Source organism: Thermophilibacter provencensis (assembly GCF_900128445.1).
GTDB classification, from domain to species: domain Bacteria; phylum Actinomycetota; class Coriobacteriia; order Coriobacteriales; family Atopobiaceae; genus Thermophilibacter; species Thermophilibacter provencensis.
Map to the genome: position 1 here is coordinate 1,553,766 of NZ_LT671417.1, position 22,618 is coordinate 1,576,383.

The 22,618-nt window shown below is 66.6% G+C and carries 17 protein-coding genes and 3 tRNA genes; 15 read left to right on the forward strand and 5 right to left on the reverse strand.

Annotation, left to right across the window (positions count from 1 at the left end):
• The first annotated feature begins 195 nt into the window (after positions 1-195).
• The 4 genes from BQ7391_RS06995 (at position 196) to BQ7391_RS07010 (ending at position 1,978) form a co-directional block, all read left to right on the forward strand.
• A complete protein-coding gene (locus tag BQ7391_RS06995) occupies positions 196-1,590 on the forward strand; it encodes a CCA tRNA nucleotidyltransferase (protein ID WP_075279946.1) in 1,395 nt (464 codons plus the stop codon).
• A 128-nt stretch (positions 1,591-1,718) separates the two neighbouring features.
• Positions 1,719-1,792: transfer RNA gene (locus BQ7391_RS07000), tRNA-Gln, on the forward strand.
• A gap of 29 nt (positions 1,793-1,821) precedes the next feature.
• Positions 1,822-1,898 (forward strand) — tRNA-Glu (locus BQ7391_RS07005).
• Between the two features lie 3 nt (positions 1,899-1,901).
• A tRNA-Glu gene (locus tag BQ7391_RS07010) sits at positions 1,902-1,978 on the forward strand.
• A gap of 153 nt (positions 1,979-2,131) precedes the next feature.
• Here the strand turns inward: BQ7391_RS07010 and BQ7391_RS07015 are convergent.
• The gene (locus tag BQ7391_RS07015) at positions 2,132-4,081 is read right to left on the reverse strand and encodes a BglG family transcription antiterminator (RefSeq protein ID WP_159437353.1); all 1,950 of its coding nucleotides are present in this window, start codon (positions 4,079-4,081) and stop codon (positions 2,132-2,134) included.
• Between the two features lie 138 nt (positions 4,082-4,219).
• On the opposite strand from BQ7391_RS07015, the gene BQ7391_RS07020 reads away from it, so the two are divergent.
• Genes BQ7391_RS07020 through BQ7391_RS07040 form a run of 5 tightly spaced genes read left to right on the forward strand, consistent with a single transcriptional unit; the run spans position 4,220 to position 7,519 of the window.
• Positions 4,220-4,684 carry a PTS sugar transporter subunit IIA gene (locus BQ7391_RS07020; RefSeq protein ID WP_159437354.1) on the forward strand — a complete coding sequence of 155 codons (465 nt, stop codon included), beginning with the start codon at positions 4,220-4,222 and terminating at the stop codon, positions 4,682-4,684.
• A gap of 28 nt (positions 4,685-4,712) precedes the next feature.
• A complete protein-coding gene (locus BQ7391_RS07025; protein WP_075279948.1) occupies positions 4,713-6,047 on the forward strand; it encodes a PTS galactitol transporter subunit IIC in 1,335 nt (444 codons plus the stop codon).
• 56 nt (positions 6,048-6,103) lie between these two features.
• Positions 6,104-6,394, forward strand: a complete 291-nt coding sequence (locus BQ7391_RS07030; RefSeq protein WP_075279949.1) for a PTS sugar transporter subunit IIB — start codon at positions 6,104-6,106, stop codon at positions 6,392-6,394.
• Between the two features lie 7 nt (positions 6,395-6,401).
• On the forward strand, positions 6,402-6,926 hold the full coding sequence (locus tag BQ7391_RS07035; protein WP_075279950.1) for a YjbQ family protein: 525 nt from the start codon (positions 6,402-6,404) through the stop codon (positions 6,924-6,926).
• Positions 6,923-7,519, forward strand: a complete 597-nt coding sequence (locus tag BQ7391_RS07040; RefSeq protein WP_075279951.1) for a KpsF/GutQ family sugar-phosphate isomerase — start codon at positions 6,923-6,925, stop codon at positions 7,517-7,519. Before BQ7391_RS07035 ends, BQ7391_RS07040 begins: the two co-directional genes overlap by 4 nt.
• 401 nt (positions 7,520-7,920) lie before the next feature.
• Here BQ7391_RS07040 and sdaAA read toward each other — a convergent pair whose 3' ends face one another.
• Positions 7,921-9,528, reverse strand: coding sequence for an L-serine ammonia-lyase, iron-sulfur-dependent, subunit alpha (gene sdaAA / locus BQ7391_RS07045; protein ID WP_075279952.1), 1,608 nt, complete (start codon positions 9,526-9,528; stop codon positions 7,921-7,923).
• 250 nt (positions 9,529-9,778) lie between these two features.
• Between sdaAA and BQ7391_RS07050 the strand changes: the two genes are divergently transcribed.
• The 3 genes from BQ7391_RS07050 to pcp all read left to right on the forward strand — a co-directional run bounded on the left by BQ7391_RS07050 (position 9,779) and on the right by pcp (position 12,272).
• The gene (locus BQ7391_RS07050) at positions 9,779-10,570 is read left to right on the forward strand and encodes a DUF969 domain-containing protein (RefSeq protein ID WP_075279953.1); all 792 of its coding nucleotides are present in this window, start codon (positions 9,779-9,781) and stop codon (positions 10,568-10,570) included.
• The gene (locus BQ7391_RS07055) at positions 10,567-11,529 is read left to right on the forward strand and encodes a DUF979 domain-containing protein (RefSeq protein ID WP_200799592.1); all 963 of its coding nucleotides are present in this window, start codon (positions 10,567-10,569) and stop codon (positions 11,527-11,529) included. The genes BQ7391_RS07050 and BQ7391_RS07055 overlap by 4 nt, the downstream gene beginning before the upstream one ends.
• A gap of 98 nt (positions 11,530-11,627) precedes the next feature.
• Positions 11,628-12,272 (forward strand): pyroglutamyl-peptidase I, encoded by a 645-nt coding sequence (gene pcp / locus BQ7391_RS07060; protein ID WP_075279954.1) that lies wholly within the window; start codon positions 11,628-11,630, stop codon positions 12,270-12,272.
• Positions 12,273-12,550: 278 nt separating this feature from the next.
• On the opposite strand, the gene gltX is transcribed toward pcp, so the two are convergent.
• The 3 genes from gltX to BQ7391_RS07075 form a co-directional block, all read right to left on the reverse strand.
• A complete protein-coding gene (gltX, locus tag BQ7391_RS07065; protein WP_075279955.1) occupies positions 12,551-14,029 on the reverse strand; it encodes a glutamate--tRNA ligase in 1,479 nt (492 codons plus the stop codon).
• A 488-nt stretch (positions 14,030-14,517) separates the two neighbouring features.
• Complete coding sequence (locus BQ7391_RS07070; RefSeq protein ID WP_075279956.1) at positions 14,518-16,743, reverse strand: YhgE/Pip domain-containing protein; 2,226 nt, start codon at positions 16,741-16,743, stop codon at positions 14,518-14,520.
• Complete coding sequence (locus BQ7391_RS07075; protein ID WP_075279957.1) at positions 16,740-19,334, reverse strand: YhgE/Pip domain-containing protein; 2,595 nt, start codon at positions 19,332-19,334, stop codon at positions 16,740-16,742. The genes BQ7391_RS07070 and BQ7391_RS07075 overlap by 4 nt, the downstream gene beginning before the upstream one ends.
• A 284-nt stretch (positions 19,335-19,618) precedes the next feature.
• Here BQ7391_RS07075 and BQ7391_RS07080 point away from each other — a divergent pair, with 284 nt between their 5' ends.
• From BQ7391_RS07080 to BQ7391_RS07090, 3 genes are all read left to right on the forward strand, one after another.
• Complete coding sequence (locus BQ7391_RS07080; RefSeq protein ID WP_075279958.1) at positions 19,619-20,254, forward strand: TetR/AcrR family transcriptional regulator; 636 nt, start codon at positions 19,619-19,621, stop codon at positions 20,252-20,254.
• A 369-nt stretch (positions 20,255-20,623) separates the two neighbouring features.
• Positions 20,624-21,907, forward strand: a complete 1,284-nt coding sequence (metK, locus tag BQ7391_RS07085; protein ID WP_075279959.1) for a methionine adenosyltransferase — start codon at positions 20,624-20,626, stop codon at positions 21,905-21,907.
• Between the two features lie 150 nt (positions 21,908-22,057).
• Positions 22,058-22,585 carry a hypothetical protein gene (locus BQ7391_RS07090; RefSeq protein ID WP_075279960.1) on the forward strand — a complete coding sequence of 176 codons (528 nt, stop codon included), beginning with the start codon at positions 22,058-22,060 and terminating at the stop codon, positions 22,583-22,585.
• Positions 22,586-22,618 lie beyond the last annotated feature (33 nt).

A 22,618-nucleotide genomic window follows, 5' to 3' on the forward strand; every position in this document is an offset into this window, starting at 1 on the left:
GCGGGCACTCCGGGTGCGTACGCGATTTGAGGTCCGATATCGTCTCCCCAGCGGGAAATCCGCAGGTCGGGGCCGCGGCGGGCATGACATCAACACGGAAACCTCGTACGTACCCGGACGTGGCGCGTACGCACCCGGGGGCGCCCGGCCGAGCTGCTAGAATGTGGCGAGAAGAACCATGGGTGGAGGGGTCATATGGCTACGGACATCGAGGGCCGCCTCGCGCGCGAGCTGCCCGCATACGCCCGGCGCGTCGTCGACGCGCTCGAGGCCGCCGGCTACGAGGCGTGGGTCGTCGGCGGCTGGGTCCGCGACGCCCTTCTCGGCGCGCCCGGCCACGACGTCGACGTGACCACCTCGGCCCCCTGGCAGAAGGCGGCGGCGGTGCTGCGCGCGGCGGGGATCGCCGTGCACGAGACCGGCACCGCCCACGGGACGGTCACAGCCGTCGTGGGCGGCCGGCCCGTCGAGACCACCACCTACCGCGTGGAGGGCGCCTACAGCGACCGCCGCCATCCCGACGAGGTGCACTTCGTCACGGACGTCCGCGAGGACCTCGCGCGGCGCGACTTCACCGTCAACGCGATGGCGTTTCATCCGGAGCGCGGCCTGCTCGACCCCTTCGGCGGCGAGAGGGACCTCGCGGCGCGCGTCATCCGCGCGGTGGGGGAGCCGCGCAGGCGCTTCGAGGAGGACGCCCTGCGCGTGCTGAGGGCCGTGCGCTTCGCCTGCCGGCTCAGCGCCGCGATCGAGCCGGCCACGCAGGCGGCGCTCGAGGCGTGCGCGCCCGAGCTTGACCAGATCGCGTCCGAGCGCATCGGCCAGGAGCTCGACGGGATCCTCGCCACGGGGCGCGTCGCCTGGGCGCTGCGCCACGAGTTCGCCGTGCTCGCCGCGGCGGTCCCCGAGCTCGCGCCAATGGAGGGCTTCGACCAGAGGAGCCCCTATCACGCTCATGACGTGCTCGAGCACACGGCGCGCGTCTGCGCGGGCGTGGAGGAGTTCGCGGGCGGGCGCCCGCTGCCGGCCCTGCGCTGGGCGGCGCTTTTGCACGACGTTGCCAAGCCGGCGTGCTGGAGCGAGGACGTCTCGGGGCGCGGACACTTCTTCGGCCATCCCGAGGAGGGCGCCCGCACGGCGCGCCGCGTGATGGGGCGGCTGGCGGTTCCCGGGGAGGTGACGCGCGCCGCCGCGGCGCTCGTGCTGCTTCACGACTTCGAGATCCGCGCGACGGCCCCCTCCATGCGTCGGATGCTCTCCGAGCTGGAGGCGGCGGCGCCGGGGCAGGCGCGGCCGCTCGCCTTTGCCCTTCTGGACCTCAAGCGCGCCGACGCGGTGGCCAAGGCCCCCAAGTGCATGGGCTACGCGGTGGAGCTTGACGCCATGACGGCGGTCCTGCGCGCGGAGCTCTCCGCCGGGGCGGTGTGGCGCGTGCGCGACCTGGCCGTGGGCGGGGCGGACGTGATCCGCGAGCGCGGGGTGGAGCCCGGGCCCGGCGTGGGCATGGTGCTCGCGCAGCTGCTCGAGGCCGTCAAGGCGGATGAGGTCCCCAACAGGCGCGACGATCTTCTCGCCTGGCTGAGGTGGTAGGTGCCGAGGGGCGACACCCTCGTGCGAGGCTGCTCTAGAGCACAAGTTCTCCAAAATTCTCGCTTGCATGACGTGAGGGGATGCCGTATAGTGTTTCTCCGCGCTGAGAGGCGCACGAAGTGGCAAATTGGGACTTCGTCTAGTGGTAGGACAGCGGATTCTGGTTCCGTCAACGGGAGTTCGACTCTCTCAGTCCCAGCCATTTGCCGCTTGCCTCACAATCGCATATGTGGCCCGTTCGTCTAGCGGTTCAGGACGCCGCCCTCTCAAGGCGGAGATCACCAGTTCGAATCTGGTACGGGCTACCAAACGGCCCGTTCGTCTAGCGGTTCAGGACGCCGCCCTCTCAAGGCGGAGATCACCAGTTCGAATCTGGTACGGGCTACCAAACGTTCAGGGTCGGTCCTTCGGGTCCGGCCCTTTTTCGTTGTCGAGGTCATGGGTCACGCCGTCCCGAGCATGCCGTGGCGCACGGAAACCCCGCGTTCGAGGGGCGGTTCCGTGCCATGGGGCATGCTCGGGCGTGGTGCACACGCTTTGTTTATTTTCCGCGGATGATATGTTCTAGCCTCTCGATGGCATCTTCGTAGGAAGAGCTTTCAATTAATGATGAGGCGTTGAGGGGGTCAGCAAGCGCAGAGAGAAGATCGCCATAAAGGTTCATGAAGGATTCTCGCTCATATGGGGCCATTCCTAGGAGCAGGACGAGATTCACCTTCTGCTTGCCCCACGAGATTGGCTGTCTACTGATGATGAGATACAGGAATGGCTGTACTGCCAGAGGGCGAAGCGTGTGGGGAATGGCGACAAGGTTGTTAAAGGAGGTTGGAGATAGACGTTCGCGCTCGAGCACATCGTCCTCAAAGCCATCCTCAACAAGTCCCTTGCGCTCACAGTCTGAGGCGAGTAGCTTGACTACTTCCTCTCGCGTCTTGACGGGTGGATCAAATTGGATGAGATCTGGGAGGATAAAGCGGCGAAGGGTAGAAGTCGTTGAATCTCCTCGTCGCGTATTGAAGATGTCCTCAACACAGTTTTTCAGCGCGTGTTCGTCCGAATCACTCATCATCGGCCCAACGACAAACAAACGGATGTCTGGTGCAGCTTCAACGGGAGCCACGCTGACTATGAGGTCACAATCTATCTGATCAGGAACATAATCGGAGACCGCCTCAGCAAGTACGACTTCTCCGCGGATTCCGAGTGTCTCGTCAACGCGTTTCGTAAGAGTGCTTCCGAGCCCCTGGTAATCAAGGTAGAGTACTACACAACGTATCCGCCCACTTTTTTGCGGGCTTTGAGATAGGTACCCCCCGACGTGAAAGGCGAGAAACGCGATTTCGTCCTCGCTTACGGCGTAACCCGAAGATCCCTCGATGATTCCTGCTGCCCTGACGGCCATATCGTAAATTAACGGGTAGTCAGACTTGACTTTATCCAACAACGGGTTGGGCACTTCCATACCGAGCTCCGCCCGGCGCAGAAGTAGGTTGACGTGCGCTGCGAGACGCCTAATGAACTCTTCCGAAAAGTCATCTAGGCAATAGGTCCACGAGAGACGCTCTGCTATCTCACGTGCAATGCGTAGGTCGCTTGGGGTTACAAGCTCAAGTTCCTCAGGTTTGTTTTGCCCTCTGCGTGTGTTGGTTTCGACGATGAGGGAGACGTAGGTGCGTTCCGCAGTGTTTATCTCGATGCCAAGTACTTTCCCGACCAAAGAGCAGATTTCGTTGGCGGCATGCTGAGAGGCGTCGGATGCTCCGGTCCAACTGAGATCCGTATCACTGATGGCCGACCCAAGAGATATCCTGCTTGCCATAATCTGAAGGTGAATCACGAGGTTATCGAGGCCGAAGTCACTGCAAGCGAGCTCGTTTTTGTCCAGGACGTCTTTAACAAGCCTGTTAGTTTCGGTTGGGTCGAGGGTATTTCCCGCGGGGAGATTTGCAACAGGTGACGGGAAGTCGGCGAGGGGGTGCTCTCGCATGATGTGCCTGATGAGTCTTCGTTTGTCTCGCTCGGCTCCCTCAATCCAAACAAACTCGCGCCGCCTGGCAAGGTGAAGGCCTCTTTCGGAGAGCCGCGGGCGTAGTGACCTAAAGAGCGCTGAGAGAGAGGAGTCAGAGACGTGGAGAACCTCGGCAAGGTCATAGACGCTTTGGGCACCTGGACGAGAAAGCAGCATCATGAGCAGCCGGTTGTCACGCTTGGCCACGGGCGTGATACGGGCTGAAGGCATGGCGTACTCGCCGGCGTTCGCCATAAGACGATAGCCCCTGTGGGACGACTCGATTATCTGACGGCTCTTGTTTGCTCTGCGTACGTAGGAACGTACGGTCCTCGTTGTTACCTGGAACGCTTCCGCTAAAGCTTGCGCCTCGACCCAGTCGCCTTGTTTACGAAGCACCGTGAGCAAGGCATCGATCGTCATTTGCATGCCTGCACCGCCTTTCGTGCTGGCCATTACAGCAAGTTCTTGCCCGCTCGTCAAACCGCCTCCTTCCTCCAAAGCGGAAGTGTTGGTAACGAAGTCACGTTTCCGCATAGAGGGAAGTCTCTCAGTTTTCTTTTTCCTGGTGGTTCGTGAGAAAACGCTTTCGGAGGGAGCCTGTGTGGAAGAGGAGAGGAGGTGAACAACGTGCTGTTCAACGAGAAACTTGCCAGATTTCATGTGAGAGCGGATTCGGCGAGGCAGGCTATCTGCCTTGGCTCGCGTATGCTGCTTGAAGCAGGTGATGTGAAGGGTGAGTTCGAGCGACGTGTGCTTGAGCGCGAGGTACTGTTTCCTACAGGGCTCGATGTCCAACCAGTTGGGGTGGCGATTCCCCACACCGACTCTATTTACGTTAACCACTCACAGATGGCCTTTGTGTCCCTTCGGCGACCGGTGGAGTTTCGCTATATGGCGGATAAGGATCGGATTGTCAGGGTGGGGATGGTGTTCGTTCTCGCAATGGCTCATTCTCACGAACAGGTCGATACTCTGAGCGCGCTTATGGGGCTTTTTGCGCGAGAGGAGACGGTTTCCGAGCTGTATGAATGTGCATCGTCAGTTGAGCTGGCTGCACTTTTACAACGTAACGGAATCAGCTAACAGTTTGTTTCTTGAGAAGGGAAATGCAATGATTGATGCGATCTTGCAGTGGGTTATCGGATTGGGCGGAACAATCCTTGTCCCGGCAATCCTCATCATCCTCGGTCTCGTTGTTCGTCTCAAGCCATCTCGTGCGATTCAGGCTGGACTTACTGTTGCCGTTGGCATGATTGGCGTCAACGCCATCATTGGCATACTTACCTCGGCTCTCGCCCCCGCAGTGCAGGCAATGGTAGAGAACTTCAATCTCTCCCTTAACATTATCGACATGGGAAGCGGTACGGCAGGCCCCCTGTCCTTCTCGACGACACTCGGTGTCCTGATTATTCCTATTGCCATAGTAATCAACCTTGCGCTTGTTTGGATGGGTCTGACCAAGACGCTAAACGTTGACGTCTGGAATCTTTGGCAGCCTGCTATGGTGGGAGTTATGGTCTGGGCGGTTACAGGCGATTATCTACTCGCAGTCTGCTCCATGGTTCCGTTTTTCCTGCTTGAGCTGTTGCTGGCGGATATTTTCCAGCCAATGATCTCGAGATTCTTCGGACTTCCCGGTATCGCCATTACGCATGTTATGGCACTTGCTGGCTTGGTTCTTGCAGTGCCACTTAACTGGGTTTTTGAGCACATTCCCGGTATTGGCAAGATTGACGTTAGCTCAGAGACGATTCAGAGGCGATTTGGGTTCCTTGGAAACCCCATGTTTATTGGATTTGTTATCGGCTGCATCATCGGCGTGCTTGCTAGGTTTGACTTTGCTGGCGTCGTGAACCTGGGCCTTCAGACTGCTGCGGTTCTTATGCTGCTTCCCAAGATGATTTCAATGTTCATGGAAGGGCTTACTCCGATTGCTGAGGCAACCCAGCAGTTTACTGAGAAGCACCTTCACGGGGCAGACGTTAACATCGGCATGGACGCCGCCCTTACCGTCGGCAACCCAGATGTTCTTGCCGTCTCCATCGTTATGATTCCGATTACGCTTTTCATTGGCGTTGTCCTTCCTGGAAACCAGGTCCTTCCCGTTGGTGATTTGCCGACGCTCGTCTTTGCGCTGTGCCTCATGGTTGCAGCGTTCCGCGGGAACTTCGTGCGCTCCATCATCGGCTGCTCGATATATACCGTAACGATGCTCTATCTGGCCACCTGGATTGCCCCTGCCCTTACGGGTGCGTACCAAATTGCCGGATATGCGGTTGAGGGCCTCGCATCTTTTGTCTCCGCCGGGCTGTGGCCCAACGCTCTTGGCCTCGCTGCCGCTCAGTATGGTGGCTATGTTGGCGTTGCGGTGCTCTCTGTCATTGTGCTCGTTCTGCTCTTCTACGTTAACAAGGTGCTTCGTCGTCCTTCCAATCAGAATGTATAATTAAATTAGAACACTTATGACGGTGAATTAGAAATAGAGGGAAGTTGTATTTAAATATGAAAACAATTCTTATTATGTGCGGAGCTGGACACGCGACCTCGACTGTCGTGCGCTCTAAAGTTGGCCGATGGCTCGAATCGGAGGGCCTGGAGGGGACGGTTCAGATTAAGCAATCTGCAGTGACGCGCGAAGTCGAGAACATCTCAAATGGTGTCTATGACGTTGTGGTGTCCACCACGCAGGTCCCCGACTCAATCAAGAGCAAGGTCATCAACGGCATTGCCCTCCTTACCGGTGCAGGAACCGATTCTGTGTTTGCGCAGATCAAAGCTGAGCTGGAGAAGTGAGAGCAACATGATTGTGAGACATGCAAGGATTGATGTCCACTCGTGCGCGGGACGCCCCTCGTATCATAATGTCACCGATGATGTCAGGCTCATCGTGTCAGAGAGTGGTATTCGTGACGGCATTTGTGTCGTGGCTTCCGCTCATACCACCTGCTCGGTCTTCTTCGAAGAGTTTATGCATGACCGAAATTTCTACGGCGATGAGTTTTTGCACGTTGATCTTAACGAGGTGCTAGATCGGGTCGTTCCGCGTCAGACTACTGAGGGCCAATATCATAGTCCTGGCCCCGAGCACCTTGCATATGGCATGGCGAAGGCCGATCCCGACTATCCAGCACAGGAATGGACCATGCTCAATACCGACGGCCATCTTAGGAGCGATTTGCTTGGTGCGTCTGAGACGTTTCCCATCAAGGGCGGAGAGCTTCTGGTGGGGGCTGTGGGCTCCATCTACTTTGTCGACTTTGATCAGACGCGCGAGCGCGACCGGCATATCAATGTAGTCGTGCTTGGAAGTGGGGAGGGAGTATGAGTACCGAGACAGTGAGAAGCGTTATGCAAGCAGAGAGCGCAGAGCTTGAAAAGCTTGCGGAAAGCATCGATTCCCGGGCCATCAAACGCTTTGAGGGGATGATTCGCGACGAGGACCGCTGCATTTTCTTTACGGGATGCGGAACCTCGGCTATGGCGGCACGAAAGTGCGTTCATACGCTCCAGGTAATCGGCAGACGCGCTTTCTACCTCAATCCAAGCGATGCGGTGCACGGAGGTCTGGGCGCAATACGGGATGAAGATGTTGTCATCGTCATTTCTAAGGGCGGGGAGACCAAGGAGCTCTCGGCATTTATTCCTTGCCTTCGGGAGAAAGGCGCTACGATTGTTGTGGTCGGCGAGAAGGAGGAATCGTCCATTGGTAAGATGGCGAGCCTCTTCATCCGAGTAAAGATTGACCGCGAGCCCGACTCCTTTAATATGCTGGCGACCGCCAGCACGCTTGCGGTAATTTCACTGTTTGACGGCATTGCCATTTCGCTCATGCGTGAGAGTGGCTTCTCTCGGGAGGCGTTTTTAGCTAACCATCCCAGCGGGGATGTGGGAGCGCGTCTTGCGGAGGGGCGTGAATAATCGAGCGCAGGGTTGTGGCGGACAGACCACTTTACCTATGGGACGGTGTGCTGGTGAGATTGTTATTCTTGCCAGCACGCCGTTTGTTTCCGAGCATGCCGTGGCGCACGGAAACCCCGCGTTCGAGGGGCGGTTCCGTGCCACGGGGCATGCTCGGGCATTCCGTGCTGGGAGGCATGTTCGCGAGGTCCTTCCCTCGCGTCCTTCTCGCCAGCAGTGGTCGCGACCATGCCATGGCGCACGCTTCTTTCGAGCATGCCTGGACGCACGGAATCGTGACGAGTTCGAGCCCGCCTGTGCCATGGGGCATGCTCGCCAGGAGGCGGGGCATCAGGCGGGCGCGAGAAGGGCAGGCGAGAAGGGCGGGCGAGAAGGACCTCGCGTCGCCGCTGCCCCGCGGGCTACTGCCCGCAGGCCCCGCATGCCGCGCACGCGGCGCGGGCCGTGGGCGTTGCGGCAAGGCCGCCGCGCGCGGTCTCGCGCAGGCGCGAGGGCAGGGCGTGGCCGACCTCGGCCATGGCGGCGACGACCTCGTCAAACGGCACGAGCGAGCGCACGCCGGAGAGCGCGAGCTGCGCCGAGGAGATGGCGGCCGCGACGCCGATGGCGTTTCTCGCCTGGCAGGGCACCTCGACGAGGCCCCCCACCGGGTCGCAGACGAGCCCCAGCAGGTTGGAGATGGCAAGCGAGCTCGCCGTCAACGCCTGCTCGGGCGTGCCGCCGAGCAGCTCGACCACAGCCGCCGCCGCCATCGCGGCGGCGGAGCCCACCTCGGCCTGGCAGCCGCCCTCGGCCCCGGCCACGCACGCGTGCGTCTGGATGTTGAGGCCGACGGCGGCGGCGCACCAGAGGGCGGACGCCACGGCGTCGTCATCCGCGCCCACGGCGTCCGCGACGGCGAGGACGCTGCCCGGCACCACGCCGGCCGAGCCCGCCGTGGGGGCGGCCACGATGACGCCCATCGCGGCGGAGCGCTCGAGCACGGCCATCGCGCGGGCCACGGCGTCGGTCTGCACCGGCCCCATGAGCGAGCCGGACCAGCGCGCGGAGCCGGCATCCAGGAGCTGGGCCTCGCCGCCGATGAAGCCGCCGAGCGAGCGGGCCGGCGCCGCGATGGGCGCCGTCGTCTCCTCGCGCATGACCTCGATCACGCGGCGCATGGACGCCTCGGCGCGCTCCTCTCCCGTGAGGCCGCGCTCGCGCAGCGCCATCACGCCGCCGATGGAGAGGCCTCGGTCGGCGCAGGCCTCCAGGAGCTGCGCGCCGTCGTCGAAGAGCTCGGCGGCCGTGACGCCGGGGGAGACCGTGGAGGCCGAGCCGGGAACCGATATGAAGGTGGCGAAGCTCACGTCGCGGATGCGGCGGATCATGGGCAGCACCGAGTCGTCCGGCGCGCCGTCCGTCTCGAAGACCGAGTACGCGCGCCCGCCCTGCTCGGTGCGGTACGTGCGGCAGAAGGCGATGTTGACCTCCGCCATCGCGAGCAGGTGGGTGAGGGAGGCGAGGATGCCGGGGGCGTCTCTGTGCGAGACGAAGAGCGTGGCATAGGCGCCCGTGATGTCCACGCCCACGCCGTTGATGCGGCTGATGCGCATCTTGCCGCCGCCGAGGCTCTCGCCGCGGACCTGGCAGCGCGCCCCGGACTCGCCCTCAAGGTCGATGTCGACGGTGTTGGGGTGGACGGAGGTGTCGTCGCCCGCCTCGACGAACTCGAAGGCCAGGCCCGCCTCGCGCGCGAGGTCGAAGGCGTCGCGGATGCGCTCGTCGTCGGTGTCCAGCCCGAGCACGCCCGCCACGAGCGCGCGGTCCGTGCCGTGCCCGCGGTAGGTGTGCGCGAAGGAGTTCCACAGCGTGAAGCGCACGCGGGAGACGCGGCCCCCCATGAGCGAGGCGGCCACGCGGGCGCAGCGCAGGGCGCCGGCCGTATGGGACGAGGAGGGTCCCACCATGACGGGGCCGAGCACCTCGAAGGCCGAGGTCGTGGCGAGGGTCTGCGGCTTTGCTGCCATGGGGGCTCCTTCCGGGCGCGTGGCCCTGCGCGGGATGCGGCGACCGCGCTGGGGCGCCGTCGCCGCGCCCCGCGTCGGGCGCTCTTCTCAGCACCAAGCATACCGCGTCCGCCACGGCGGGTGCGCCCGCGCGCCGCGCCCCTGTGACGCCCCCGTTTCGTGATGTTTCCGTTTGCGCACGTTCTTCTCGGTGCGAGCGCGACTTGGATACGATAGCCAAGTTGGATTGTCTCTCGAAGAAGGAGGACCGATGGATCCCGCAGAGCTCCTCAAGCTCCTGGGAATCGTCATCGTCGTCGTGGGCTTCGCGCTGAAGCTCGACTCCATCCTCATCATCATGGTGGCCGCGATCGCGACCGCCGTGGTGGGCGGCATGGACCCGGTGGCGTTCTTGGACACCCTTGGCACGAGCTTCGTCTCCAACCGGAGCATGTGCATCTTCATCATGACGTTCGTGCTCACGGGTACGCTTGAGCGAAACGGCCTGCGCCAGGCGGCGGCAGCGCTCATTCGCAAGCTCAAGAACGCCACGTCGGGCATCATCATCTCCGCCTACGGCGTCGTGCGCGTCCTCTTTGCCGCCTTCAACATCAACTTCGGCGGCGTGGCCGGCTTCATCCGCCCGGTCATCATGCCCATGGCCCAGGCGGCCGTTGAGCGCGACGGCAAGAAGATCGGCGACGGTCACCTCGAGGAGCTCAAGGGCATGTCCTCGGGCATGGACAACGTTGCGTGGTTCTTCGGTCAGGTGCTCTTCGTTGGCGGCTCGGGCGGCCTGCTCGTCCAGGGCACGCTCGCGGGCCTCGGCTACGACGTGAGCCTGCTCGACCTCGCCATGGTGCAGGTGCCCGTGGCCGTGGTCGCCATGCTCGCCGCAATCGTCTACTACAACGTTATCGACCGTCGCCTCACCAAGCGCCGCGCACGCGTCATCAAGGCAACCGGGTCGGCCTCCTACGAGGAGGGCTCCGCCGAGACCGGGGCCGAGGGCGCCGGCACGGCCGCGCCCGCCGACGCCGAGAAGGGCGGTGAGGCAAAGTGACGGAGTTCATCCAGTTCTTCCAGAGCGCCGACGTGACGCTCTCTGACAAGCTCCTCGAGGTCGCCTACATCGTCATGGGACTCATCGCCGTCTACGCGGGCATCCGCAACGCGCAGGACGAGACCAACCCCAAGCGCATGGGCACGGCCCTGTTCTGGGTGGTCTGCGGCATGCTGTTCATCGTCGGCCGCTGGGTGCCGAGCACCGTCGCGGGCGCGATGGTCGTCATCATGGTCATCCCCGCCATCTGCAAGCAGGTTGGCCGCGGCACGGGCGACGAGCCCACTCAGGAGGAGATGGAGGGCAACTACGAGAAGATCGGCATGAAGCTCTTCGTGCCCGCGCTCTCGCTGGGCGTCATGGCTCTCATCTTCGCCCTCTTCACCAACATCAGCTCGCTCGTCGGCCTCACCTTCGGCGTCGTGGTGGGCGGCCTCATGCTCTTCGCGTTCTCGCACAAGAACACGCCCAAGGTGTTCCTTAACGACACGCGCCGCATGCTTGACGCGGTGGGCCCGCTCTCGATGCTGCCGATCCTGCTCGCCGCCCTCGGCTCCATCTTCACCGCCGCTGGCGTGGGAGACGTCATCTCCCACATCGTCTCCGGCGTGATTCCGCAGGGCAACCTGGTGGTGGGCATCATCGTCTACGCCATCGGCATGGCCGTCTTCACCATGGTCATGGGCAATGCCTACGGCGCCATCACGGTGCTCACGGTGGGCATCGGCGCGCCGTTCGTCCTCTCGCTCGGCGCCGACCCCGCCCTCATCGGCTCGGTGGCGCTCACCTGCGGCTTCTGCGGCACGCTCATGACGCCCATGGCGGCCAACTTCAACATCCTGCCGGTGGCCATCCTCGAGATGAAGGACTCCTACGGCGTCATCAAGAAGCAGATCCCCATCGCGCTGTTCATGCTCGCCGCGCAGATCGTCTACATGATCGTCATGACCGCCCTCTAGCGCATAACCTGACAGAGGTGACAGGGTAAATTGTCATCATGACAGTTGACCCTGTCACCTTTGTCAGAAACCACCCGACCTGGAAGGAAGCGATACGCATGAAGGTACTGGTGACGGGCTTCGAGCCCTTCGACGGCGCGTCCATCAACCCCGCGCTCGAGGCGGTGCGCCGCCTGCCGGCAAGGATCGCCGGCGCGGACGTGGTCACCGTGCAGATCCCCGTGGTCTTTGAGAAGGACGCCGCCGCCGTGGACGCAGCCATCGACGCCGAGCGGCCCGACGTGGTGCTCTGCATCGGCCAGGCCGGCGGGCGCAGCCACATCACGCCCGAGTTCGTGGGCATCAACTTCGCGAACGCCCGCATTCCTGACAACGAGGGCAACCAGCCCGTCGGCGCGCTCGTGGAGGGCGCCCCGGACGCCTACTTCGCCACGGTCCCCGTCTTCGCGATGGTCGACGCCGCGCGGGCCGCGGGCGTGCCGGCCGCAGTCTCCTACACGGCGGGCACCTTCTGCTGCAACGAGGTCCTCTACCGGCTGCTGCACTCGCTCGCGACGCGCCACCCCGGCGTCCGCGGCGGCTTCGTCCACGTGCCGTACGCCACCGAGCAGGCGGTCTCCATGGGCGAGGGCACCGCGTCCATGAGCGTCGACATGATGGTCGCTGGCCTCACGGCCATGATCGAGGCCGCGGTCACCGGCTCCGATGACGCCGTCTCGGCGGGGGAGGGCACCGAGCAGTAGGCCCTCCTCGCCTCTTGCGCCACGCGCTATTCCGATTAATCAGCAGTCCCGACCTGCGCATGCCGAGAAGGACGCGCAGGTCGGGATTTCTGGTCATAAGGACGCATGGTCACAGGCTGCGCGCGCCTCTCAAGCCCCTCTCGCGTGCGCAGGCTCCCGTTCTCGGCAGCCCCTGATGGGGCGCGTGCCCGGCTAGAAGAGCGGACGGGCCCCGGACGTCCCGTACGGGGATCGTCCGGGGCCCGCCCGGCAGCTCGAGGAGGCAGCTCCCTCTTGGCCTACAGCGCCATCGCGCGGGCGCGGTCGATGCGGGCGAGGCAGTCCTCGCGGCCCACGAGCGCCATCGTCTCGCCGAGAGGAGGCGACACCATGTTGCCGCACACGGCCACGCGTACGGCCTGGAAGACCAGGCGCTTCTTCAGGTCGAGCGTCTCGGGCAGCGGCTCCAGAGCGGCGTCGATCACGGCCGGCTCCCAGGCTTCCAGTCCGGCGAGCGCGTCGCGCGCGGCGTCCAGAACGGCGCCCATGCCCTCCTTGGCGAGGCCCTTGGCCACGCTCTTCTCGTCGTAGGTGAGGGTCTCGGCGGTGGCGAAGACGGGCGCCGTCACCGTGACCACGTCCGCGGGGAACTTCGTGCGCGGCTTCACGATGGCCGCGAGCGCGTCAACCCAGGCCTCGTCGGCCTCGAAGTCCCCGCCGATGACGCCGGCCTCGTGGAGCTCCGGCAGCATGACCTCGTCGGCGAACTCCTGGTCGCTCATCGAGCGGATGTACTCCGCCTGGATCCAGTCGAGCTTCTTGGGGTCGAAGGTCGCCGGGTTCTTGGAGACGTGGTCGAGCGAGAACTGCGAGGCGAGGACGTCTCGCGGGATGATCGTGGTCTCGCCGTCGAGCGACCAGCCGAGAAGCGCGAGGTAGTTCACGAAGGCGTCGGAGAGGTAGCCTGCGTCGCGGTACTCCTCCACGTTGGTGGCGCCGTGGCGCTTGGAGAGCTTCTTGCCGTCGGCGCCCAGGATCATGGAGATGTGCGCGAAGGTGGGCACCGGCGCGCCCAGGGCCTCGTAGACGATGACCTGGCGCGGGGTGTTGGAGAGGTGGTCGTCGCCGCGGATGACGTGGGTGATGCCCATCGCGGCGTCGTCCACCACGGTGGCAAAGTTGTAGGTGGGGGTGCCGTCGGTGCGCTGGATCACGAAGTCGTCGAGCTCGCGGGCCGCAAAGGTCACGTCGCCGTGGACGGCGTCGCGCACCACCACGTCGCCGCGGTCCTCGGGCACCTTGATGCGCAGGACGTAGGGCTCGCCGGCGTCGATCCGGCGACGGGCCTCGGCGGGGTCGAGGTCGCGGCAGCGACGCTGGTAGCCCTGGAAGGGGTCCTTGCGAGCCTGCGCGGCCTCGCGGTCGGCGGCTAGCTGCTCGGGCGTGCAGAAGCAGGGGTATGCCTTCCCCTCGTCCCACAGGCGCTGCGCTGCGTCGCGATACATCTGGGCTCGCTCGGTCTGCTTGTAGGGGCCGAAGTCGCCGCCCACCTCCGGGCCCTCGTCCCAGTCGAGGCCCAGCCAGCGCATGGCGCGCAGGATGATCTGGGTGTTCTCCTCGGTTGAGCGCGTGGGGTCGGTGTCGTCGATGCGCAGGATGAAGGTGCCGTGGTTGGCGCGGGCGAAGGCCCAGTTGTAGATTGCGGTGCGCGCGCCGCCAACGTGGAGCTTTCCGGTGGGGGAGGGCGCAAAGCGCACGCGAACGGGGGTCTCTGACATGAGGTTCCTCTCCGTGAGACAATCGTCACATACGCCATCAGTATAGCGCGCTCGACTTTCTGGCCGAGGCCGGGACGGCCCTTGGGGGAAATCTGCTGCCGTGCCCGGGAGGGAAGCGTGCCGTCGCGTGCAATCAGGCGGATAGTGTGAAATTCGGGGCTCGTTCCCTGCAGTCAGGGGGATAGTGTGAAGCGATTCTCAGGGCAGCCCGAGTATCCGCCTCAGCCGCAACAGGCATTTTGCTGGAGATGCGACGTCAATCGTGACGATGACCCCCGAAAACGCTTCGCACTATCCCCCTGATTGCATTGTTGGGGCCGCTTTTTTCACACTATCCGCCTGATTGCGGACCCTACTCTCAGCTTGCCCAATGCCGAGTGACGCGCTTCGAACGGACCGCACCTCCCGAGGGGCTTTGTCCGTTCAAAACGCGTCGCTCGTGCGGAGGCCCGCGCCTCCGCGCCCGGCGCCTCCGTGACGCAGGGCGCTCACATGAGGCGGGTCTCCTCCAGGCGCTCCTCGAGCCGCTCGTTGAGGCGGATCACCGGACGGCGGAGCACCAGGCCCAGGAGCAGGGCGGGAACGAGGTAGGCAAGAAGGACCGCCAGCTCGCGCCAGATGTCGCCCTCCCAGACGCCGAACATCGCCGCGCGCATGGCGTTCTCGCTGTGGACGAAGGGCAGCCACGCGTAGACGGCCTGGAAGGCGGGAGGCAGCATCTGGGGCGGGAAGGTGCCGCCCGATCCCGCCACCTGGATCACCATGAGCACCACGGCCACTGCCTTGCCCACGTCGCCGAAGGACGCGGTGAGCGAGAAGATCAGGTTCACGTACACGAGCGAGGATGTGAGGCACGCGAGGAGGAGCAGCCACGGATGCTCGCACTGCACACCCAGGTAGAAGAGGTCGCCGCCGCAAATGAGCGCCGCCTGGGCGAGCCCCACCGCGCAGAACAGCAGGAGCCTCCCCACGTAGGCCTGCGCGTGCGAGCAGCCGGTCTCGGCAAGCGCCTCGGCCGAGGGGGTGGCCCGCACGAGCGCGCAGAGCACGACGCCCCCGATCCAGATGGCGAGCGTGGTGTAGAACGGGGCCATGGCAGACCCGTTGTTCTCCACGGGAAAGATGGCCGTGCGCTCCACGTCGACCGGCGCCGCGACGAAGTCCGCGAGCTCGGAGGGGTCGGCGGCGAGCACCCTGCGGACCTGCTCGACGTCTCCGCTGGTCAGTGCCGCGGAGAGGCGCTCGCGCAGGTCGCCCAGCCGCCCCGCGCTCTTCTCAATGGCGTCCGCCGTCTCGTCGAGCGAGGTCTGCGCGTCGCCGAGCGTTCCCTCGGCTCCCCGCGCGGCGTCGCGCGCGGCGCAGAGCGCCGCCGAGAGGCTCCCCTGCACGGCGTCTGCCTGCGTCGCAGCGTCGCCGACCTGCGTCGCGAGCTCCTCGAGCACGCCGCGCACGTCGGCGTCGTAGGACCCGCGCACCTCGTCGATCGCCGCGCGCGCCTCGCCGACGAGCCCTGCGAGCTCCTGGCGCGCCGCCCCGGCGTCGGCCACGCCCGCGTCGAGGTCGGACATGGTGCGCTGGAGGCCCTGCGAGAGGTCGCGCATCTCGTCGGCCGCCTGCGTCACGCGCTCGGCGAGCCCCTGCACGCGCTCGCGCGCCGCCGCCACCCGGTCGCGCGCCGCCCCCTCGGGGAGCGTCTCCTCGAGCTGGCCCATAAGCGCGGCCTGCTCCCCGAGCGCGGACGCGAGCGCGTCGAGCGAGGAGGCCTGCCCGTCCGCGGCGGCGCGCGCGTCGTCGAGCAGGCCGCGGACGCGCGCCGACTGCGCCTCCGCCGCAGAGAGCGCGTCGTCAATGGCGTCGTCGACCCCGTCGAGGCCCGCCCCGGCGGACGCGAGCGCCCCCTCGACGGACGTCGCCGCGCCGTCGATCGCAGAGCCCGCGCCCGCGAGCCCGGAGGCCGTCTCGCGCAGCGCGTCGCCCGCCCCGGCGGCGGGGGAGAGCGCCGACTCCGCCGCGTCCGCGCCGCTGCCGAGGAGCCCACGCGTCGAGGCGAGAAGCTCGGAGAACCCGCGCACGTCGTCGGCCGTGCCGGCGAGCGAGTCCTCCGCGTCAGCCACGGCGGAGCCGAGCCGCGCGGCGAGCGAGGTGACGCCGTCGTCGTCGAGCGCGCGAGAGAGCTCGTCGAGCACGCCCGCCCCCACGCTCGCGACCGACCGCGCGAAGCTCGCGTCGATGTCCGCCTGCGCGGCGGCCGACGCCTTGTCCGTCACGATCGTGGCGATGGCGTTCTCCTTCTCGTTCTGGTAGAAGCTCACCCGCGGCCGCCCGGAGGTCCCCGAGAGCACGCCCATCATGTCGCGCGAGAAGTCCTCCGGGATCACGATCGCGGCGAAGTACTCGCCGGACCGCACTCCCTCGACGGCATCGTCGGCCGAGGTGACCTCGTATCCGATCGACTCGGACGCGCGCAGGTCGGACACCACGCGCTCGCCCATGTTGACCCTCACGGGAAGGAGGCGCCCCTCGTAGCCGGCGTCCTCGTTCGCCACGGCCACGCGGAGGTTCCTCGTGTTGCCGTAGGGGTCCCAGCTGCCGGCGATGTTGAACCACGCGTAGAACGACGGCACGGCCACTATTCCCGCAAACACGACGAGCGCGATCGCGCTCGAGACCGCGTGCCGAGCGTCGCGGCGCAGGAACGCCCAGATCCTCCTCATCGCACATCGCCCCCTCTCATGTCCTCGACGAGCCCCACGAGCTCGTCGGTCCCCATCCTCTCGAGCTCGCTCATGCGGGCGAGCCGGTCGTGTGCGTACTCGACGCCGATGAGGTACGCGCTCGCGGCCACGAGCGAGAGCACCCACAGCACGAGCAGCGCGAACTTCGCGGGCGTCACAAAGAGCAGGGCGAGAAGGACCAGCGGCACGGCCAGCAGCGCCGCCACGCCCCGCCGCACGAGCCGCGGGTACGCGAGCTCGAAGCGCGCGGCCCGCGCGAGGAAGGCCTCCCTATGGCCCGGCGAGGTGGCGAGCGCGTCCACGACGGACGCCAGGAACCCCTCGTCCTTCTCGCCCCATGCGGCGGGGTGGTCGGCGATGAGGAGGTCCGTCTGGGCCATGCGCCGGTCGAAGAGGGCGTTCACGCCCGCCAGCCTGCGGCGCGCGGCCACGCCGAGCAGCAGCGCCGGCAGCGCGAAGGCGAGAAGGACCAGCAGGTTGCGGACGTAGTAGCCGTCATAGAAGCCCGCGACGGCCTCGCGCATGGCGTTGATGCCGTAGGTGAAGGGCAGCCACGGCCCGAGCGCGCGGAAGAAGTCGGGCTGCATCTGGATGGGATAGAGCCCCGAGGCGCCGGGGATCTGCAGGACCACGAGCAGCACGCCGAGGGCCTTTCCCACGTGCTTCAAGGCTACCGCCAGCGCGTAGACGACGAACACGTAGACGAGCGACTCCACCATCCCCGCCAGCACGAAGGCCGCGGGCGAGACGCACTGGATGCCGAGCGCCACGTCGCCCACGCAGCAGACGAGCGCCTGCACCTGCCCGAGCAGGGCGAGCAGCAGCCAGCGGCCGAAGAACGCCTGGGTGGGCGTCACCTCGGCGACGCCGAGGCCCTCGCGGTCGACCTCGAGCTTGTAGACGGCCACGAGGACGAACCCGCCCACCCAGAGGGCGAGGTTGGTGTAGAAGGGCGCCACCCCCGAGCCGTAGTTGGCGACGGGGAAGACGGGCTCGCTCGCCATCTCGACGGGGGCTCCGAGCGCCGACCCCGTGGACGCGGGGTCGAGTGCGAGCAGGCCGCTCACGGCGGCGGAGTCGGAGGCCCCCGCTACGGCCGCGAGGTCGTCGGCGAGGCCGCCCGCCGTGCCCGCGGCGTCGCGCAGGCCCGATGCGGCCCGCCCGAGCGTGGCGTCGCACTGGGCGAGAAGGGCGTCGAGCTGCGCCAGCGTGCCGTCAGCCTGCCCCGTCATCGGGCCGAGCGCGGAGACGCCGCCGGCCACGCGCCCGCCGGCGTCCGCGAGCTCGTCGAGCGCGGCGGAGAGCTGGGGCGAGGCGTCCTGCGCCACCTGGGAGCGGAGCCCCTCCAGCGAGGAGGCGCCCGCCTGCATCGCGTCGTTCACCTCCCCGGCGAGGTTGCCCATCGCGTCAGCGCCGGAGGCGACCTCCCGGGAGGCGGCCTCCAGCTCGTCGAGCTCGGCGGCCTGGTCGGCGGAGAGCCGCTCGAGGTCGGAGAGGGCGGAGCGCAGGCCCTCGACCACGCGGTCGCGAAGCGCGGCCGCCGCCCCGTCCGAGGGGCCCGCCGCGGAGAGCTCGTCCAGGGCGGACTCGAGCGTCCCCAGCATGCCGCCCACGGTGCCGTTGGCGGCGCGGATCTGCGAGATGGCCGCCTGGGCGCGCCCCTGCGCCCAGCCCACGTCCCCGGCGATGGCGCCGATGTCGTGGCTCGCGGTCGAAGAGAGGTCGGCGAGCGCGCTCGCGCCCGTCCCGAGCGCGGAGGAGAGGTCGCCCGCGAGGGTCCGCGCCCGCCCGCGCGCCTGGCCGAGCGTCCCGAGCGCCGCGTCGAGCGACCCGGCGAGCGAGCTTGCGGCCCCGCCGGCGTCCGCCACGGCGGCGCGGGCGTCGCCTACGGCCTCGCGCGCGGCCGCGACATCGCCGCGTGCCGCCTCGAGCACGCCCGCGAGCCCGTCGAGGCGACCGCCGACGTCGCGCAGGTCTGCCGCCGCGCCCTCTGACGCGGCGTCGGCGGCGCCCGTCGCTCCGCGCACGGCGCCCTGGAGCCGCTCGGTCACCGTCTCTCCCGCCACGCTGACGAACTCCTGGGCTATCTGGGTCTCGAGCGTGGTGGCGCCGGTGTCCGTGACCTTGGGCGCCACGGCGTTCGCCTTCTCGTTGACGTAGTAGCCCACGCGCGCGGGCTCGGTGCGCCCGTCGAGCACGCCCGCGAGCGTGGAGGTGAAGTCCTCGGGGATGACGAAGGCCGCGAAGTAGCGCCCCGAGCGCACGCCCTCGAGCGCGTCCTCCTCGCTGTCGACGAACGTCCATCCCAGCTGGTCGTTCTCCTCGAGGCGCTGGCGGACCATGTCGCCCGCGTCCGTGAACCCCATCCCGGGGACGTCCGCCCCCCGGTCGAGCTCGGCCACCGCCACGGGAACCGTGCCCGTGTTCTCGTACGGGTCCCAGTTTGCCAGGATGTTGAGCCACGCGTAGACGGAGGGTATGACGCAGACCCCCACGGCGATCACAATCGCGGCGGGGCTCGCGAGGAGCCTCCTCAGGTCGCGGATGAATATTCGGATGGCGGTGCGCATGCTTGACGATCCCCTCTGGTCCTCCGGGCGGTTCTGTCCAGCCGAGTGACGGGCTTCGGACAGACGAGGCCGTTTCCGCGGCCCCATCCGTCCAAACCCCGTCACCCGGCGTCGGTCGGGCCGTCGGGCCCGCCTACCCTCTCGTTTCCCTTTCGGCCGAAACTATACACTCGCGTTCAATATTTTTGAACTGCACTCAAAAATAGAGACCAGATGATAGGATTCTGCTAACGAGAGGCGCACCCGGGGGGAGGCTCGGGACGACGTCGCGAGGGGAGGCGCGCATGGAGATCAGGGGAGGCCGGGCGGAGGCGAGGACCCGCAAGAGCGCGGTGACGCGCGAGAAGATCATGGAGGCCGCGGCGGAGCTCATGGTGGAGCGCGGCGGGACGGACTTCCAGATGATGGAGGTCTCGTCCCGCTGCGAGATGTCGAAGGGCTCGCTCTACTACTACTTTGCGGACAAGGGGGAGCTCGTCCGCGCCGTGATGGACCGCTCGGTCGAGGCGCTCGTCGACGCGGTGGAGCGGGTCGTCGCCGACGCCCCCTCGGCGGCCGACTCCATCCTCGGGCTCGTTCGCGCGCTCGCAGAGGCCCTGAGGCCCGGCGGCCCCCTCATGCTCGCGATGCTCGGCTCCGGGACGAGCGCGACGGGGGCGCCCGCCGTGGAGGGGCCGCGGCTCGCGCGCGTCCTCGCCATCCTCACGGCCCAGCTCGAGCGCGCCAAGGGGGAGGGGCTCGTCCGCGAGGACGCCGACAGCCGCCTCTGCGCGGCCGCCGTGGCAGGCGCCTTCCTGGTGTTCGAGCACGTGGCCCCCGACGGGGCGCCCAAGAGCGTCGAGGCGCTCACCCAAAGGATTCTGGACCTCGCGCTCTTCGGTGTGGGCACGGAGCGCGGCCGCGCCGTCTTTCTCGGCTGACCCACGGGCGCGACGGCCGGTGTCGCTGCCATGCCGCCGCCGAGCATGCCTCGGCGCACGGCTTCTCGTCTTCAGCGACCGATTCCGTGCATATGGGCATGCTGGTACATACGGCATGCTCGAAGGCGAGGAGGGCGCCCGCTTCTCGCCTCTCGCGCCTGCCGAGCATGCCTCCGCGCGCGGTTCCGCATGGCGAGAAGAACCGGCGAGAAGAGCCCGCCACCCTCCTGCCCGCGCCGGAACGTGTGGTTGCCGTGCTGACGTGCGGGCGCGGCGTCGGCGCCGCGGCATTTGGGTATCATCACTAGGCATTTGTATCGGGAGGGGCGGAATGGCAACGGCCGCCCCGAAAGCGAAAGAAGGACCGACATGTCTTCACCCCATCGTTCCACCTCGTCCCGCAGCTACCTCTTCACCTCGGAGAGCGTGACGGAGGGCCACCCGGACAAGATCTGCGACCAGGTCTCAGACGCCATCCTCGACGCGCTTCTCGCCAAGGAGGCTGAGCTCCAGGAGGCCGGCTACGTCTCGCCCTCGGGCGTGGCGGCCAACGTGGACAACGTCCGCTGCGCGTGCGAGACCTTCGTGACCACGGGCACCGTGATCATCGCCGGCGAGATTCGCACCGAGGCCTACCTCGACGTGCAGAAGATCGCCCGCGACGTCATCCGCCGCATCGGCTACACGCGCGCCAAGTTCGGCTTCGACGCCGACACCTGCGGCGTCCTCAACCTCATCCACGAGCAGAGCCCCGACATCGCCGCCGGCGTCGACGAGTCCTTCGACGCCCAGGCCGGCCGCACGACCGACCCCATCGACCTCGTGGGCGCGGGCGACCAGGGCATGATGTTCGGCTACGCCACCGACGAGACCCCCGTCCTCATGCCCATGCCGCACTACCTCGCGAGCCGCATGGCGGAGCGCCTCACGGAGGTCCGCCGCAACGGCCAGGTGCCGTACCTGCGGCCGGACGGCAAGACCCAGGTGACCGTCCGCTACGAGGACGACCGTCCTGCGGAGGTCACGGCCATCGTGGTCTCCACCCAGCACGACGCCGCCATCGAGGACATGGCCACCGTCAAGGCGGACATGGTCGACTACGTGATCGCGCCCGTGATGGACACCGTGGGCATCGAGTGGCACAACGCCGACGTCTACGTGAACCCCACCGGCCGCTTCGTGGTGGGCGGCCCCATGGGCGACACCGGCCTCACCGGGCGCAAGATCATCGTGGACACCTACGGCGGCATGGGACGCCACGGCGGCGGGTGCTTCTCCGGAAAGGACTGCACCAAGGTGGACCGCTCGGCCGCCTACGCCGCGCGCTGGGTGGCCAAGAACGTGGTGGCCGCGGGCCTCGCGCACCGCTGCGAGATCGAGCTGGCCTACGCCATCGGCGTCTCCCACCCGCTTTCCGTGATGGTGGACACCTTCGGCACGGGGGAGGTCGACGACGCCGCGATCGAGGCCGCCGTGGAGAGGGTCTTCGACCTGCGACCGGGCGCCATCATCCGCGACCTCGACCTGCGCCGCCCCATCTACGAGAAGACCGCCGCCTACGGCCACTTCGGCCGGGAGCTCCCCGAGTTCACCTGGGAGCGCACGGACCGCGTGGAGGAGCTCCGCGCCGCGGTGGAGGAGCTCGGGGCCTAGCGTCGCGCGACAAGGCGAGAAGGACGGGCCGCCACGGGGCCGGGGAGCGATTCCCCGGCCCCGTTCTCATGCGGTGCGGCGGCCCCTCGCCCTGTCTCCCGCCGTCTCGCATGCTAAGATGCACGGGAGACATCGCACGAAAGGAGCCACATGAGCGACACCGACATCTCCCTCGCCATGCGCGTCGACGACCTCTCGCTCATCGAGTGCGTCTTCCACGCCGCGCCCGTCGCGGAGCGCACCGGCGAGAGCCGCCTCGCCATCACCAACCCGGACAAGCGCTTCAGCCTGGACGTCAAGAACCGCCAGAACGTCCTCAGGGCCATGGTGGGCGTCCAGTTTGGCATCGCCGACCCGTCCGCGCCCGCGGGAGAGCAGGGCGAGCGCCCCGAGTTCCTGCACTTCGGCGCGCTCGTCGGCGTGGTCGTGACCTCGCCCATCATGGGGGACGCCGCGATAGCCGCGCGCCACATGGCCGGCAGCGAGGAGTCCGCCGCCGCGCAGCGCGACAAGAAGATGGAGCACGCCATGCGCCTCGAGGCCATCAAGGCAGGCTACGCCTTCGCCACGAGCAAGCTCGCTGAGATGTCCGCGATGTCGCCCATGGGCACCGTGATGCTGCCCCTCATCGACGCGGACGAGATCCTCATAGACATCGAGAAGAACGACGCTCGATAGCGGTCGCGGAAAGCTCGGAAGACGATCGGAGCG